This window comes from Neisseria weixii (genome assembly GCF_042658245.1).
GTDB lineage: Bacteria > Pseudomonadota > Gammaproteobacteria > Burkholderiales > Neisseriaceae > Neisseria > Neisseria weixii.
In genome coordinates this window covers 14,313-31,162 of record NZ_JBHSPY010000013.1, presented here as the reverse complement: position 1 = coordinate 31,162, position 16,850 = coordinate 14,313, and the positions used below count along the sequence as shown (strand labels likewise).

14 protein-coding genes are annotated in these 16,850 nt (G+C 49.5%); 2 read left to right on the top strand and 12 right to left on the bottom strand.

Annotated features, from left to right (window positions below):
* The first annotated feature begins 6 nt into the window (after positions 1-6).
* Together pgaC and ACFPVS_RS07830 are read left to right on the top strand one after the other, a co-directional pair.
* Positions 7-1,224 carry a poly-beta-1,6-N-acetyl-D-glucosamine synthase gene (gene pgaC / locus ACFPVS_RS07835; protein WP_096296073.1) on the top strand — a complete coding sequence of 406 codons (1,218 nt, stop codon included), beginning with the start codon at positions 7-9 and terminating at the stop codon, positions 1,222-1,224.
* A gap of 16 nt (positions 1,225-1,240) precedes the next feature.
* Positions 1,241-1,579 carry a hypothetical protein gene (locus tag ACFPVS_RS07830; RefSeq protein WP_096294710.1) on the top strand — a complete coding sequence of 113 codons (339 nt, stop codon included), beginning with the start codon at positions 1,241-1,243 and terminating at the stop codon, positions 1,577-1,579.
* 163 nt (positions 1,580-1,742) lie between these two features.
* On the opposite strand, the gene ACFPVS_RS07825 is transcribed toward ACFPVS_RS07830, so the two are convergent.
* The 12 genes from ACFPVS_RS07825 to ACFPVS_RS07770 form a co-directional block, all read right to left on the bottom strand.
* Positions 1,743-2,750 (bottom strand): FAD:protein FMN transferase, encoded by a 1,008-nt coding sequence (locus ACFPVS_RS07825; protein WP_096294709.1) that lies wholly within the window; start codon positions 2,748-2,750, stop codon positions 1,743-1,745.
* A 213-nt stretch (positions 2,751-2,963) separates the two neighbouring features.
* Positions 2,964-3,461, bottom strand: a complete 498-nt coding sequence (locus ACFPVS_RS07820; protein WP_096294708.1) for a nitrous oxide reductase accessory protein NosL — start codon at positions 3,459-3,461, stop codon at positions 2,964-2,966.
* Positions 3,458-4,288, bottom strand: coding sequence for an ABC transporter permease (locus ACFPVS_RS07815; protein WP_096294707.1), 831 nt, complete (start codon positions 4,286-4,288; stop codon positions 3,458-3,460). The genes ACFPVS_RS07820 and ACFPVS_RS07815 overlap by 4 nt, the downstream gene beginning before the upstream one ends.
* Positions 4,285-5,175, bottom strand: a complete 891-nt coding sequence (locus ACFPVS_RS07810) for an ABC transporter ATP-binding protein (RefSeq protein ID WP_096294706.1) — start codon at positions 5,173-5,175, stop codon at positions 4,285-4,287. The genes ACFPVS_RS07815 and ACFPVS_RS07810 overlap by 4 nt, the downstream gene beginning before the upstream one ends.
* A gap of 60 nt (positions 5,176-5,235) precedes the next feature.
* Positions 5,236-6,585 (bottom strand): nitrous oxide reductase family maturation protein NosD, encoded by a 1,350-nt coding sequence (locus ACFPVS_RS07805; protein ID WP_096294705.1) that lies wholly within the window; start codon positions 6,583-6,585, stop codon positions 5,236-5,238.
* Between the two features lie 150 nt (positions 6,586-6,735).
* Positions 6,736-8,715, bottom strand: a complete 1,980-nt coding sequence (gene nosZ, locus ACFPVS_RS07800; protein ID WP_096294704.1) for a TAT-dependent nitrous-oxide reductase — start codon at positions 8,713-8,715, stop codon at positions 6,736-6,738.
* A gap of 74 nt (positions 8,716-8,789) precedes the next feature.
* A complete protein-coding gene (locus tag ACFPVS_RS07795; RefSeq protein ID WP_198345368.1) occupies positions 8,790-11,084 on the bottom strand; it encodes a NosR/NirI family protein in 2,295 nt (764 codons plus the stop codon).
* Between the two features lie 425 nt (positions 11,085-11,509).
* Positions 11,510-12,523: a ketol-acid reductoisomerase gene (ilvC, locus tag ACFPVS_RS07790; protein ID WP_096294703.1), complete on the bottom strand. Its 1,014-nt coding sequence runs from the start codon at positions 12,521-12,523 to the stop codon at positions 11,510-11,512.
* Positions 12,524-12,570: 47 nt separating this feature from the next.
* Positions 12,571-12,864 carry a putative quinol monooxygenase gene (locus ACFPVS_RS07785; RefSeq protein WP_096294702.1) on the bottom strand — a complete coding sequence of 98 codons (294 nt, stop codon included), beginning with the start codon at positions 12,862-12,864 and terminating at the stop codon, positions 12,571-12,573.
* Between the two features lie 69 nt (positions 12,865-12,933).
* Complete coding sequence (ilvN, locus tag ACFPVS_RS07780) at positions 12,934-13,425, bottom strand: acetolactate synthase small subunit (RefSeq protein ID WP_096294701.1); 492 nt, start codon at positions 13,423-13,425, stop codon at positions 12,934-12,936.
* A complete protein-coding gene (ilvB, locus tag ACFPVS_RS07775) occupies positions 13,422-15,206 on the bottom strand; it encodes a biosynthetic-type acetolactate synthase large subunit (protein ID WP_096294700.1) in 1,785 nt (594 codons plus the stop codon). The genes ilvN and ilvB overlap by 4 nt, the downstream gene beginning before the upstream one ends.
* 392 nt (positions 15,207-15,598) lie before the next feature.
* Positions 15,599-16,777, bottom strand: a complete 1,179-nt coding sequence (locus tag ACFPVS_RS07770) for a family 20 glycosylhydrolase (protein ID WP_096294699.1) — start codon at positions 16,775-16,777, stop codon at positions 15,599-15,601.
* Between the last annotated feature and the right edge of the window lie 73 nt (positions 16,778-16,850).

Sequence of the window (16,850 nt, the reverse complement as noted above, 5' to 3'; positions counted from 1 at the left end):
ATTATCATGAATTGGTACGAATATCTCGCCATTTTTGTCATACTCTATCCGGGCATCATGGCCGTTTACTGGACCATCTCCGGTATGCTGTATTTCCTAGTGTGGGAACGCAGCGGCGACAAACCCGTTTTTGATGAAGATGCGCCGATGGTCAGCGTATTGATTCCCTGCTACAACGAAGCCGGTAATCTGGACGAATCGATTCCCCACCTGCTGAGACTCACCTATCCCAATTATGAATTGGTGTTCATCAACGACGGCAGCAAAGACGACACACTGAAAATCCTGCAACGCTGGGGCAATGTTTCCGAGCGCATCAAAGTGGTTGATCAGAAAAACGGCGGCAAAGCATCAGCGATGAACAACGGTGCAAAACATGCTCTCGGCAAATACATTGTCGGGATCGACGGCGATGCGGTTTTGGATTACAACGCGCTGGAATACATTGTCGATACGCTGGAAAACAATCCCGATGTCGGCGCCATGACCGGTAATCCGCGCGTGCGCAACCGCAGTACCGTATTGGGCAAGCTGCAAGTAGCAGAATTCAGCTCGATTATCGGCTTAATCAAACGCTCGCAAAGCATGGCCGGCACACTGTTTACCGTATCCGGCGTAATTATGTGCATTCGCAAAGACACTTGGCGGCAAATCGGTGGCTGGAGCGAAAACATGATTACCGACGACATCGACATCAGCTGGAAAACGCAGACTTCAGGCTATGAAATTATTTATGAACCTCGCGCCTTATGTTGGGTCTTAATGCCAGAAACCCTACGCGGCCTCTACAAACAGCGCTTGCGCTGGGCTCAAGGTGGCGCGGAAGTGATTTTGAAATACAGCAGCGAAATCTGGAAAGCAAAAAACATCCGCCTGTGGCCGCTTTATTTTGAATATTTCGTGACCTTGATTTGGGCCTATTCGCTGCTGGCCTTTTCTATTTTCAGCATTGCCGAAATGGTGATGGGCACAGCGGATTTAACCTTCTTCAAAGTTGGCAGTTTAGCCACTTTTATGGCCTTTTTACTGCAATTTTCGATCAGCCTCTATATCGACAGCCGCTACGAAGGCAATTTGTTCCGCTACTTTATCAGCTGTATCTGGTATCCCTACGCTTTTTGGTTGCTCAACAGTATTACCTTGATTCACGGTTTCCCGAAAGCCGTGTTCCGTGACAAAACCCGCCAAGCGACTTGGGTCAGCCCTGACCGCGGCATTCAATAACTTAAAGGAGAAGCAAATGTATAACGCAAACTTACGCGAACAAATGATTATCCGCAAAGCCAAGCGCCGCTCGCTGAGCATCACTACCAAAAGCATATTGGCTTTTATGGTGATTTGGAGCTTATGGGCATTGGCTGCTTATTTGATAATCGACGATCATCACACGCTGTTTATGCAGCCACTGGTCGCCGGCTGGACCTTGTGGGACATCTTCCGTGCCGCTTTAGTGATTGTGTTATCGCAACTGGTGATTTTGCAGGCATGGAGCATTTTGGTAAAATACCGCATGGATCACAAGCGCCGCGAAGACAATCTGGAAGATGTATTCGCGGCGTCTGAAAATCACCGGGCTTGATATCAGACAAAAGGGCCGAGACCTTTGCAGAACCCTAGATTTAAGTGCAGTTCAAAATTGTAGCAGCACAGAAAGCAAAAACATATTGAAGATAGGCAAGCTTTCCAGCAGCGCGCAACGAAGAAATGTGCCCCAAATAGGGATTTGCAAAGGTCTCTGCTTTTTACTCAATGATTTCGATTTCATTATCCGGCATTACCAGCCACACTTTCGCTCGCTTGGCCTGCGCTGCTTGCCGGATTTCGTCCTGCGGCATCACCGAAAACGCCGTGGCAAACGCATCAGCCAGTGCGGCCGTTGGTGCCATCACGCTCACACTGCGGTAACGCGGTGTGCTTATGCCCGAACGCGGGTCGAACAAATGAGTAAACTTACCTGCTTCGTCCATCACCGTACCGTAGCCGCCGGAAGTAGCAAAACCTTCATTTTGCAGCGGTACATTCAGCAACACGCTTTTTTCATCTTGCGGATTGCGGATACCGGCCTGCCATGTGCGTTTGCCGTCCATATCCAAGCCGCGGATTTCTCCCATATCGGCTAAAGCTTGTTCTACGCCGTTTTTCTGAAATAACTCCACCACTTTATCGGTAATATAGCCTTGGGCAATACCGTTGAACGACAAGCCCATGCCCTGGCCGTGAAATCGGACAAACGTATCGTCAAATTCCACTTTATCAAACCCGACACGCTGCAATACTCGATTCATATCCGCCTGCGACGGCGGCGCATCGGCATGGGGATACCGTCTGAAATAATCGGCATAAAAATTCCACAACGGCTGGATACTCGGGTCAAACGCGCCTTGAGTGAGCCGGTAAACTTCTTGGCTGATGCTCAATAAAGCCAGTAAATCTTGCGGCGGATTGTCCAGACGGCCTTCACGGTTAAGCTGCACAATCAGGCTGTCGTCACGGTATAAGCTGAAAATTTTTTCCAAACGCGCCACTTCCGCCAATGCCTTATTCACTAAATCATCGGCTTGTCGGCGGTCGACATGATACAGACGCAACTGCGCACCTGAACCCAAGGCAATGCCTTGCCAAACAAACGGCCCGGCTTCCTCGGTTTTAAGGTTATCAGTTTGGCGGTTTAGCGCCAACGGTAAAACCGCACCGCCCGCAACAACGGCACTGATGGCCAAAAAACGCCGGCGGCTTAAGGGGATATTCATGGTTTCTCTGAAATAAAAATCAGGCCGAGATCTTTGCAAAACCCCAGATTTGAGTACGGTTCGAAGTAAGAACGGCACAGAAAGCGCAGACCTATCATTTAGATAGACAAACTTTCGAGCAGCGCATAACGAAGAAATGTGCCAAAGATAGGGAGCTTGCAATGATCTCAGGCCGTCTGAAAACCCGAGGGCTTTTCAGACGGCCTATTCATGTTACTTAAAAATATACGCTTCGGGCATCTCATCAAAACTTACCACTTTGCCGCCCTTCTCTTGCGCAAATTGCTCGGCCTTGGCTTTGTCCGCAAACGGCAGCGCGTCTTCCGAACCCATGCCGCCGATAAAGCCGCTATTGATGACATACCATGCTTTTTTGGCATCAATCCACGCTTCATTGGCGTTCGGTTTCGTCCAATCGGTCACTTTACCCATATCGGTGACATACATCACATGAATGCCTTTCGGCTCTTCCGGCAGCTTGGTGTAACCGAACATTTGGCGGATGGTTGAGAACCACACCGGCTTGTCGGGTTTGTCGTTGAGATAAAGCTGCGCTTTAGGGCCGTCGTGTTCCGTCAGGCTCATACCGCAGTAATAGCCGATCGACTGTTCGGTAATCGTCAAGGGAGCAGGTGGCGGTTCGATGTTTTCTTTGGCACCGCAAGCAGCAAGGAGCAAAACGGCGCACACAGTCAGGGCAAATGTTTTCATATTTGTCGCTTTCCAAAAATCCAAGCCGCAAACAGCAGCGGAATGACTACCCACAACACCTGCGCGGTAAGCAATACCGGCAGCGTCAGGCTGATTTGCTCGGTCAGCCCGGCCATACCCGAATACATGGCAGTGTTTTCATAGCCGGTCAGGTTGAGCAGGCGGTAAATGTCGGTCGGGTTGAACAATAAAATGCTTTCCACCATCGGCGCGGTCAGCGTTTGCTGCGTATCAGCCACCAATATGCCGAGCAAAACCATGTCGAAAATCACCACAAAAAACAGCCACACGCCGATGGCAATGCCCGCCGCGGTGCCGCGCTCTTTCACCTTCGCACTGATTAAATAGCCCAAAGCCAAAAACGCCGCGCCCAAAATCACACTGGCACCAATCAGGCCGGCAAACGGTTTCCATGCGGCGATGTTGATGCCGCCGTTGGCCAATTGCAATGCGATACCGGCCAAGCCGTAACCGGCAGTCGTCGCCAGGGTCAGAATAATCAAGTGACCCAAAAATTTACCCGCCAAAATCTGGTTGCGTGAAACGGGGTAGCTCAATAATAAACCCATTGTGCCGCGCTCGATTTCGCCAATCAAAGCATCGTAGGCCAGCAACATGGCAATCAGCGGGATGAGGAAAATCGACAAGCTCGACAGACTCACCACCGTGACGGTGAGCGGATCGACCTTCACCGAACCGGTCGGTGCGCTGCCCAAAAAGCCCAGCGACAAAGCCAGTGCCGCCAGCAGCAGCGCCGCCGCCAGCACCCAGCGGTTGCGCAGGCTGTCGCGTACTTCTTTGCCGGTGATAATCAAAATCGGGTTCATACGTCTTCCCTTTTCAAGAATTGTGCATACATTTCATCGAGCGTCGGCGTATGGATGTCGAGATAGGCCAAATCGTTTAAATCACCCAATTCAGCCAACAAAGCCATGCGTTCGTCGGCTTCGCATTGCGCATGGAAATTGAGGCCGTCTGAAGACTGCCAGCGTGCCGATAACGGTTTGGTGTGTTTCAGGCGCATATTCACCGTGAGCGGCAAACCGCTTTGCACATGCAACTCGTCCATGCTGCCGTCGGCGACTTTGGTACCGTTTTTCATCACCACCACGCGGTCGGCATGGCCGTCTAATTCGGTCAAGGCATGCGTGCTGAGCAACACCGTCGCTCCTTTGCCGTTTAATTCGCGCACCACTTCGTAAAACATTTGTCGGGAAGCCGGATCGAGCCCCGTGGTCGGTTCGTCAAAGAGCAATACTTTGGGCTCGCCCAACAAAGCCTGCGCCAAAGCCAGACGCTGGCGCATGCCCTTTGAATAGGTACCGACACGGCGCTTGGCCGCTTGGGAAATGCCCACACGCTCAAGCAACTCTCGGTTTTTATTGAGCGGCTGCTTTTTCAGTTTGGCGTAAAAAGCCAGGGTTTCCAAACCGGTCATGGATGGATGCAGCGCCACCGTTTCCGGCAAATAACCGATTTGACTGCGCACCGCCGCACCGGCTTTACTGCCTGTTTTCTCGCCCAACAACATCACTTCGCCCTGTGTCGGGGTAATTAAGCCGAGAATCAGCTTCATCAACGTCGATTTGCCCGCGCCGTTGTGTCCGGCCAAGCCCACGCTTTCGCCTGCTTTCAGCAACAAATCAATATTATCGACCGCGCGCTGTTCGCCGAATTGCTTGGTCACGTTTCTCAATTCAACATGATTGCTCATGGTGTTTCCTTGTGTGTTTGTTCAGACGGCCTTTTTCCACTCAGGCCGTCTGAAAGCCTTTTATTCATTTGCCTGTGCTGCCCATGCCGATTTGGTTTGCTTGGCAGCTTGCAACATTTGCGCTTTGTGTTGCAGGTAATACGGCATGGTCGGATTTTGATGGGGCTGCATCAGTGGTTTGCTGTCGACCACGCCGCCGGGCATAATCGCGGGGAACTGGCTTTGCGCCCACTTCACAATGCTCACTGCCGGACTGTTCATCAAGAGACTGGCTACCGGTGCGCGCCAGATGATTTGGTCGGTGATGCCGTTGGGGCGGTAGGCGCTGTCGCCGATGCCGTCGCCGTCAAGGTCGAATGCGCTGTTGTCGCTCCAATAATTACCGCGCCCGTCCTCCGACCAATCCAAGAAACGCGTACTGACGTATTTGACTTGACTTTCATTGTTGATAAACGAATTGTCGGTCAATTCCGTGCCTTCGATGGCGGCCGTGAAGTGAATGCCGATTTTGCATTGCTCGAAATGGTTGCCGAAGATTTTATTGTTGTTGGCATTGTAGGCAAACAGGCATTTTTCTGCCTGATAAATCACGTTATCCTGCACTTCCGATTGGTTGACGTAATTGAGCATAATGCCTTGATCACGGCTCATTACGGCAATATTGCCGCGTACTTTGATTCGGTCGGAAAACATCATGGCATAGGCGATGTTGTTGCCGATGGAAATATTATCGATAACTTCGCTGTCGTTGGTGTACATATAATGCACGGCGAAGCGTACATCATGGAAACGGTTGCCTTTATAGATGTTGAAGGTGCTGGCGTTGGAAAAAATGCCGTCACGGCCTTTGGAAATGTCGTTGCCGACCACTTGCGAACCGGGCGCGTTCCATACGGTCACGCCGTTGCCGCGCTCATTCACGCGCAGCTCGGCATTGCCGACAATTTTGTTGTCTCGCACCATGGCATCTTTGGAACCGTGTAAATAGACGCCCACAGAATTATCCAGAATATCGTTTTTTTCCACTAAAGCGTTGGTAGCGGTTTCTTCCAGATAAATGCCTGCGTCCATATCCGGCAGGCTCATGCCCGATCCGCTGACGGTAAGGTGGCGAATCACCACATCAGGCGCATGCACGCTGACCGTGCGCCCTTTTTTATCGCCTTTGATAGTGGCGGAACGGTCGGCCGGACCTTCCAAGATTAAAGGTTTATCGATGATGATTTTGGCTTGGTACACACCCGAAGCGAGCTTGAGCGTATCTCCGGCTTGGGCTTGGGCGATGATTTGATTGAGATTATCTGCGGGCGAAACGGCAATCACCGCAGCAAAGGCCGTCTGAAACCCTGCTGCGGAGAGCAGCGCACAAACAGCGTATTGCAGCGTTTTGACATTAAATAGAGTGTGCATGTGGTTTCTCTTGTTTTCAGACGGCCTGTGTCGGGGCGACAAGTTTGACATTATAACAAAACCATCTGTCTGATTTTCAAATGGCTTTGTTATAAAGGCCGTCTGAAAAGGAATTACCGTTTCAGACGGCCTGCTTTTACTCAGGTTTGATTATTTTGGTTTCACAATCATTTGGCCTGACATTTCCATGTGCAAAGCGTGGCAGAACCATTGGCAGTAGTACCAATGTACGCCCGGACGGTGGGCGGTAAAGGTAATCGAGCTGGTTTGCTGCGGGCCGACTTCCATGGCAATACCATAGCCTTCCAAAGTAAAGCCGTGGGTCAAGTCTTCGATGGTTTCGACGTTAGTCACGACCACAGTTACTTCATCACCTTGATTCACTTCAAATTGCGGTACGCTGAATGCAGGCGCAACGGCAGTCATATACACGCGTACTTTATTGCCTTCGCGCACCACTTTGGCGGCTTTTTCCAACTCAACGCCGTCTTTGGCAGCCATGTCGGCGGCATCTTTCCACCACCAGGCGTGTTTGGTGCGATCCCAAGTTTTGCCCGGGTTTACTTTAGACGCGGCCACCAAACAGAAGTCGTGCGGTTCGGCAAAAGTCGGATTATCGTGCACCAATTTCATCTCGTCGCCTGAAATGTCGATCAATTGGTCACACTCAGGCTTCAGCGGACCGGCATTCAAGAAACGGTCTTTCGAGAATTTATTCAAAGATACCAACCATTTACCGTCAGCCTCTTTGGTTTCGCCCATGGTAGTGTGGTTGTGACCCGGTTGGTAGTGAACATCGATTTTCTGCTTAATCGGATCGATTTTCTCTCCGGCATAAGCTTTAATCGCATCTTCGATGTTCCATTTCGCCATTTGGCTGTCGATAAACAAAGTGGTGTAGGCGTTGCCACGGCCGTCAAATGCGGTATGCAACGGGCCTAAACCCAATTGCGGTTCGGCCACGACAACATCGCGCGGCTGGATTTTACCGGCAAATAAATCATCGAGTTTGCTTACGTCCAAAACGGTCACTGTCGGAGACAATTTGCCGTTGAGCATGATGTATTTGCCGTCAGGCGAAGCATTACAGCCGTGCGGTGAGTTTGGCACCGGAATGTAGCGGGTATATTTAGAATTGGCTTCGGCGCGGCCGTCGAGCATTTTCACACCGTTGACCTCTTTAAAGTCACCGTTTTTAATGCCCGCTTCAATCGCCGCCAAGTCAAACACGACTACCCAGTCCTGTTCGTTGGCGGAAGCAGCCTGCACGGTCAAACCGCGCTCGGAGTTGTAGCAGGTTGAGAACGAATATTTGCCTTGGTAGTCGGCATCGCCATTGTCCAAATTGCCGTCTACCAATACCTGCCATGCAATGTCCATGGTTTCGCCGTCGATGGCGGTATAGACCGAATACCAGGTTTTCGGATCGTCCACCTTGCCGCCGAAGCCGTCGACAGGTACGATATGTTCGCCGTTGGCAAATACATAACCGGTTTTCGGATAACGTTGCGGACGCAAACCATGGATACCGGAAGCATTCGGAATCTCAACGATTTTGTCGGTTTTCATAATTCCCAAATCCACGCGGCACACACGATTGTTGGCTTTATCATTAGCGTAAGCATAGCGGCCATCGTACGTTTGGTCGGTAAACGACAAGTGAGGGTGGTGCAAATCGCCATTTGGGAGGCAGCGCAAACCGCTGGCTTTCAAAAATGCATTGGTTTCAGGCGTATTTTTTTCGTTCAAAATACGCAGGCTCTCGTTGGTACGGCCCCAACCGGTGGCGCTGTCCATATTGAATACCGGTATGCGCATCAGCTCGCGCATAGACGGCAGACCGATTAAACGCATTTCACCGGATTGTCCGCCTGACAAGAAGCCGTAGTATTGATCCAGTTCGCCCGGACCTACGTGGATAGACTGGCCGCCTTCGCTGCTGTGTGCATCCGCTTTGGCCGCCGGTGCAGCACTGCCGGCACCGGAAGCCGTGCCTTTATCGCTCTCAGCATTGGAACAACCGGCCAAACCCAACAAGCCCGCACCGGCAATACCGGCACCGGAAGCTGCGGCAGTACCTAAGAATGAACGTCGGCTTAAGCCGTTTTGTTCTAATTTTTCGTCTGACATAAAACTCTCCTTGGAATGAAATTCGGTATTTGTCTTTTCAGACGGCCTACCGTGGGATAAGGGAAACTGACTCGTCATTTTCCAACAGTGATTTTTGCACCGGGTTTCACAAAGTGCACCACATGCTCATTGGCCTTGGCGGTTTGCTCGGCTTCATGTTCCGATTTGGCCGCAGCTTGGCGTTGTTTTTTCTTGTTGGTCGCGACTACTTGCGGACAACGTGTTTCATGGTGATACATCACTTGGCAGTGAAGGCATTGAATACACTCGTTCGGATGAATATCACCTTCGGGCGCAATCGCTTGAACCGGGCATTCGTGCGTACAAATCTGACACGGGTTACCACACATTTTGTAGCGGCGCAGCCAGTCAAAAATACGGAAGCGTGCGGGAATCGCAATCGCTGCACCCAAAGGGCATAAGTAACGGCAAAAGAAGCGTTCGATAAACAAACCGGCTGCCAACAATGCCACAGCGAACAATACAAACCACCATTCGCGCATGAATTTCAAAATAATCGCGGTTTTAAACGGCTCGATTTCGGCAAAATGCTCGGCCAAGCCCAAGTCGTAGAGCGAAATCGCCAGCAAACCGAAGAAAATCACGTATTTAATCGCGCTCAAGCGTGTGTGCAGCAGATGCGGCACGGTAATTTGCTTCACACCCAATTTTTTCGCCAAGCGGTTGGTCAATTCCTGCAAAGAGCCAAACGGACACAACCAGCCGCAGAAAGTGCCACGGTTCCACAGCAACATGGCCGCTGCCGTAAACAACCACAAAATGAACACCAGCGGATCCATTAGGAAGAATTCCCAGTGGAAATCAGTCAAAATGGCGGAAAACAGCGTCAAGGTATTCACCACCGACAATTGAGCCTGTGCATACCAGCCGATATAAACCAAAGTAAAGGTTAGGAAGGCAATACGAAAACGGTCATACCATTTTTCATAGCGGACAATCCAGTCTTGGAACAAGAACACCAGCAGCAAAATGGTTAATGCAATGCCGACCACGATAATCTGCGCTTTTTTCACCCGCCAAATCTGTTTCCACAATTGGCTGGATACACCGTTATCGGTTGCGGCTTCCAAAATGCCAGCGGTTTGGTTGGCCAATTTTCGGCCTTCGGCGGCAGGTGCTTCAATCGGCGCGGTGATGGTGACCGGTTCGGCATCAGGATCGTCAACGTAATAACCTTGCGGCAATTCGTAGGCCAAATCGGCAGTGACAAACGCTTTGTCGTTCACGCTCAATACGCGCTGAATCATCAATTGCAAACGCCACGGTTCGGCAGCATCAAATGTCACATCTTCCGGAATGGTGAACCAAGATACTTCTTTAAATGCCGGCGCACCTTCTGCCGCCAAAGCCACTACGCGCTCGTGTTGCGCATCGGTAAAGCGGAAGCTGTTGTCACCTTGAATCATCTCGATGCGATCAAAAATACCTCCGCGCACATAGCCCGAGCCTTTCCAAGAATAACGCCCTTCACCGGCCACCATAATCGCTTGCTGTCCCGGTTTCAGACGGCGTTGTAAATTGTTCCAACCTGATTCACCCAATAAACTTTTACCGATGGAAGGCTGGCTCACCACCGCCACATACATATCGACAAAAGTATCATCGCCCGGCCCTTCTTCAGTGTGTTCAGCAACGCCTTCTTTGCCGCTTTGTTCAAATAATTTATTGGCTTCGTCCACCGTCATGTGCAGCTTGGTAACGGCTTTTTGTTCCAGCAAGGCATTCCATGATTGGATGTCTTGTTTGTCCATACCTACAGCACGGCGCGGACGGGTTTGCACCGCAGCCGTTTGGGCAGCAGAAGCACCTACAGCAGCCACAGCCGCTGTAGGTGCTTCTGTACTAAGTCGGTATTGTTGGGCAATGGCTTTAATCGAGCGCTGCATGCTGTCGTTAATCACCATCAGCGTCACGGTAGCACCGCTAATAATATCGGAAGGCGCCACGCCCGGTTTCGGTGGTGTGGTAATGAAATTCAGGCCGATATAGTCATCAATAAATTTATCGACACGTGATTGCGGGATGCCGATAAGCATAATCGGCTCATTGTGCGCCGCCAATTTGGCGCCGGCAATCGTACCGTCATTGGCTAAGGCTACCATGGTATCGATGGGTTTGCTCGAATAACCGCGTGTATTCACGACATCGGTGGTGATGAACACCAAACCCAGTTGCTCATCACCTTTGTACACACGCGCCACCATCGGCTTGCCTTCAGGTTCACCGTAGCGGTCGGCCGTCGGAAAAATTTCAGATGGCTGTACTTTGCTCAAAAATTCCGGCAGACGTTCCGCATGAGCCGGCAGACTGATCATCATCAAAACCAAAGCCAGCGCTACTGTAACCATCCGCTTGAGCAGGCTGCTATCCTCTGCTCTATCCCTGTCAAACCCGGACATAACCTATCCCTGATGACTCGATTACTCAAAACAATAATATTATATGAATCATTCAGTATCCATAATTTGATATATGTCAAGCTTACAAAGCTTAAAGTGTATTTATATTGGTTCAATAATTCTTTATAGCTAAAGCAGATACAAATAACGCTATGAATCAGGAATAATTGATTAACTTCCCATATCGGCCTATAAAGTTCATTTTATTTCAATCAAATTTCATTTAATATGATCGAATAATCAATAGGCCGTCTAAAAATACTACCAATGGTTTTTTCAGACGGCCTTGATATAAGTTAAATGTATTTAAATGATTGACCAGGAAAAATGCCGTCTGAAATGTTCAGACGGCATTTTTTGCTCGCGGGTAAAAATTAGTTTTTGTCCAAATCTACCAATTTGTTTTTCGCAATCCAAGGCATCATCGAACGCAATTGCGCGCCGACTTTCTCGATTTGGTGATCAGCATTCAAGCGGCGACGGGCAGTCATCGAAGCGTAATTGGCCGCTCCTTCTTGGATAAACATTTTCGCGTATTCACCGGATTGAATGCGGTACAAGGCTTTCTTCATGGCTTCTTTGGTAGCCGGAGTCACCACTTCAGGGCCGGTCACGTATTCACCGTACTCGGCATTATTCGAAATTGAGTAGTTCATGTTGGCAATACCGCCCTCATACATCAAATCTACAATCAGTTTCAATTCGTGCAAGCACTCGAAGTAAGCCATTTCCGGAGCGTAACCGGCTTCAACCAAAGTTTCAAAACCACATTTCACCAATTCAACCGCACCGCCACACAATACGGCTTGCTCACCGAACAAGTCGGTTTCGGTTTCTTCGCGGAAATTGGTTTCAATCACGCCGCCTTTGGTGCCGCCATTGGCCGCTGCATAAGACAAGGCGATGTCGCGCGCTTTACCGGAATTGTCTTGATAAACAGCGATCAATGAAGGTACGCCACCGCCTTTCAAGAACTCGCTGCGTACCGTGTGGCCAGGGCCTTTAGGCGCAACCATGATTACGTCTACGTTTGATGGCGGCACGATTTGGTTGTAGTGCACGTTGAATCCGTGAGCAAACGCCAAAGCCGCACCGTCTTTCAGGTTAGGCGCAATTTCGTTTTTGTACACAACCGGCTGGTTTTCATCCGGCAACAAAATCATCACAACATCGGCATCTTTAGTGGCTTCGGCAACGGTTTTCACGTTATGGCCGGCTTTAACGGCTTTGTCCCAAGAAGTACCTTGACGCAAACCGATTACCACGTTTACGCCTGAATCTTTCAGGTTGGCAGCGTGGGCATGACCTTGCGAGCCATAACCGATGATGGCAACGGTTTTGCCTTTGATTAATGACAGGTCGGCGTCTTTATCGTAATAAACTTGCATTTCAATTCCTTTTATTTGAATAGGTTTGTTGAGTTAACTTTAAAAAATCAGATGGAGAGTTCTTCGAGCATCACGATTTCAAGATTATCGGTTTTACCGTCGATGGCTTGGACAAATGCCTGAAAATGCTCGCTGGCATTGTGCTCATCCACCGCTGCTTGCGATTGCCAACTTTCAACAAAAACAAAGCGGTTGGGATTTTGGATGTCCTGATGCAAATCATAGCTGTTGTTCCCCGTTTCGGCACGGCTGGCTTGAACCAACTGCATGAATTGGGCAGACAATGTTTCTCGGTATTCAGGTTTTACAGTAATCAACGCAACAATCTTAATAATCGACATCTCAAATTCTCGTGTATTGGCTTTCAGATGGCCTCGAATCTTTTAACAGGCCGTCTGAAAAGCATGGTATCAAATTTTCAAAATACGTTCGCCGCGGCCAATACCGGCTGCGCCCGTGCGTACAGTTTCCAAAATTTGTGCGCGCCCTACGGTTTCTAAGAAAGAATCCAATTTGTCGCTGGAGCCGGTGATTTCTATGGTGTAGCTGCGATCAGTCACGTCAACCACATGACCACGGTAAATCTCAGTCAGGCGAACAAATTCATCGCGGTCTTTGCCGGCAGCACGCACTTTCACCAACATCAATTCGCGTTCGACAAAACGGCTTTCGTTCAAATCGACCACTTTAATCACTTCGACCAGCTTGTTCAACTGCTTGGTAATCTGCTCTAGCACGCTGTCGTCACCGTGGGTGACGATGGTCATGCGCGACAAGGTTTTGTCTTCCGTTGCAGCCACCGACAATGAATCGATGTTGTAGTCGCGCGCTGAAAACAGGCCGACCACACGGCTCATCGCACCGGATTCGTTTTCCATCAGAATGGACAAAATGTGTCTCATGGCACGCTCCTTGTATCGTAATCACGATCGTTAACATCGTTTACGTCGCTGTCGGCTTTGGTTTCGCGCATATGCACCGGCAACACCATCTCATCAAGACCTTTGCCGTTGCCCACCATCGGGAACACGTTTTGTTTTTTATCGGTGATGAAATCCATAAACACCAAGCGACCTTCGCGGTTGTGCTGCAGGGCTTGGCGAATCGCGTCTTCCACTTCAGACGGCTTGGTCACACGGATACCCACGTGGCCGTAAGCCTCAGCCAGCTTCACAAAATCCGGCAATGAATCAAAATAAGTTTCCGATTCGCGGTTGCTGTAGTAAAGCTCCTGCCATTGGCGCACCATACCGAGATAACCGTTATTCAGGGTCACAACGGTAAGCGGTATTTTATATTGGAAGCAGGTCGATAATTCTTGGATATTCATCTGAATCGACCCTTCGCCGGTGATACAGAATACATCCTGCTCCGGTGCCGCCAGTTTCGCACCCATTGCATAAGGCAAACCGACACCCATCGTGCCCAAACCGCCGGAATTCAACCATTGGCGCGGACGCTCAAACGGGTAATATTGGGCGGCAAACATTTGGTGCTGCCCCACGTCGGATGTAATAATGGCCGAATTATTGGTGATTTCCGCCAATTTTTTCACCACAAACTGCGGCTTGATGGTTTCTTCGTCTTGTTCAAACCACAAGCAGTCGCGACTGCGCCATGATTCGATGTTTTTCCACCATTTATCCAAATGCTCGCGACTCGGTACGGATTGCTGCTTGTTCACCAGGCACACCATTTCGGCCAATACATTTTTCACATCGCCCACAATCGGAATATCGGCTTTAACGCGCTTGGCAATACTGGACGGGTCAACATCGACATGAATGATTTTTTTCGGTTTTTCCAAGAATTTGGATGGCACAGACACCACGCGGTCATCAAAGCGCGCACCCACGGCCAACACCACATCGGCATCCTGCATGGCCAAGTTGGCTTCGTAGGTACCGTGCATGCCCAGCATGCCGAGATATTGACGGTCGCTGGAAGGTACTGCGCCCAAACCCATTAAGGTACCGACGCATGGCGCACCGGTAGCGTGTACCAATTCGACCAACTCTTGGCTGGCATTACCCAATACGATACCGCCGCCGAAATAGATAATCGGGCGTTTGGCAGAAGCAAACATCTGCACCGCTTTTTTAATCTGACCGGTGTGACCTTGCACCACCGGCTGATAAGAGCGGATGAAAATATCTTCTTGCGGATAGCTGAATTTTGCCATCGCCTGCGTCACGTCTTTCGGCACATCGATTACCACGGGGCCGGGACGGCCGCCGGCGGCGATTTGGAACGCTTTTTTGATGGTATTGGCCAAATCGTTGATGTCGGTCACCAAGAAATTGTGTTTCACACACGGACGGGTAATGCCGATGGTGTCAACTTCCTGAAAAGCATCGCTGCCGATGGCTGGCGTACCGACCTGACCGGTGATGATAACCATCGGAATCGAATCCGAATAGGCCGTAGCGATACCGGTCACCGCGTTGGTCGCACCAGGGCCGGATGTCACTAAAGCCACGCCAACCTTGCCGCTGGTACGCGCATACGCATCGGCTGCATGAACGGCTGCCTGTTCGTGTCTGGTCAGGATGTGCTGGAATTTATTGAGCTGGTAGATGGCATCGTAGATTTCGAGAACTGCGCCGCCCGGATAGCCGAAAACGTATTCAACGCCTTCTGCCTTGAGACTTTGCACAATGATTTGTGCGCCTGATAATTGCATAACAACCTCTTTTATAGGGCGTTAAACCAACAGCAACAGCAGCTTCGTCACAGCACCTGTAATGCAAGCCTATCAAGTAGCGGTTTAGGGTACGCACATTGCTAGGACACGACGACAGCCAATCCGTTCGGACAATTGGATTAAGGCTCAGAGTTTATGAAAATGAAGAAGCCCAACGATAACCTAATCTGCGTTTTCAGGCAAGACAAAATTTTCGTCTTTTAACATTATTTTTATTAAATTTAATTACTGTTTGATTTTTATAAAATAAATATCCACAAATCGGCTATACTTTTCTAATTGTCATACCGTAATTGTCTACAGTTTGAATAAACACTCAAAGGATAATAACAGGCCGTCTGAAATTTTTAAATTTTCAGACGGCCTGTTTATTAATCATGATTGCGACGATTCGCCTTAGCCAACACAGCTTTCAATAATTTTTCCGTACGGCTAAACACGTCTTGGCCGCTTAATGAATCGGAATGCTCGCCCCACACCGCCAAAGCCGCTCCGCCTATCGCTTGTTGTTGCGATTGAGATAAGGCGTTTTTACTGTTGGCATCATCCCACACACCTAAGTTCCAATGCTGCTCGACATCACGAATGGCGTAATCGGTATCGTGCGAAGAACCGACATCCGGGCCGGGGATAAAATAAAGATAATAGGAATTGTAGTTCCACACTTTAAAACCGGCTTCAATCAATTCCGGCATACTGGCACGCAGATTGCGGCGTTTACTACGTTCCGTTTTATCTTGCGCATTCCCGTCGTAGCTCCAATAGGTCACTTCAATTTGTCGGTTTAAATCGGTCAAACTTTGCTTAATCAAACCATCATTCCACATCTGGGTTTTCCAACCTCTGCGATTGAGAAAATCAGCCAGCCGGTTTACATAAGCAACAAACTCAGGATGACTTTCTACGCTGTAGCCGAACTCATCACCACCGATATGAAAACGTTTGCTGTACGGGAATTTAGCCATCACTTCCGCCATTAAGGATTCAACCAAAGCGATACTTTGCGGATTAGTAATGTCGATTTCATCATCCACCACCTTTGATTTGATCGACCGCACATAATCTGCGCCGCGATGATGCGTGAGTAGCGTAAAAATACCGTTCATATGGTTCGGACTACCCAACTCCGGTATCAATTCAATCTTCTTTTCATGCGCATAGGCCACAATTTCGCCCAACTGCGCATCGCTCAAAAAAAGTTTGCCGGTTTGCGGATTGCGGTAAAGGCCGTCTGAAACGTCTGCATCCACTGCTTTTTGATTCAACAACTCACTTTCCAATCCATAGTTCTCATGATCGGAAAAATGCAGATGTAGAAAACCGCCACCATTTTCAGCGAGCGTGTCGATATATTGCTTGATCACCGCCACCGAATAATAACGGCGCGCGTTATCCAGCATCAGGCCATTATGTTTGACTTGTACCGGCAAAGCAGCCACATGCAATGAAGAACTACCGCAGCCGGCATTGGCCAATAATAAACAAGCCATGATTAAATATAAAAAGAATCTTTGCAGCAATGACCACAAAGTAGAGAATTGTTTTTTCATGATGAAATCCGTGGAAATAAAATTTGACAGATTTCCCGCTGGCAAATGAATGCCACTCCCAAAAATAATGATG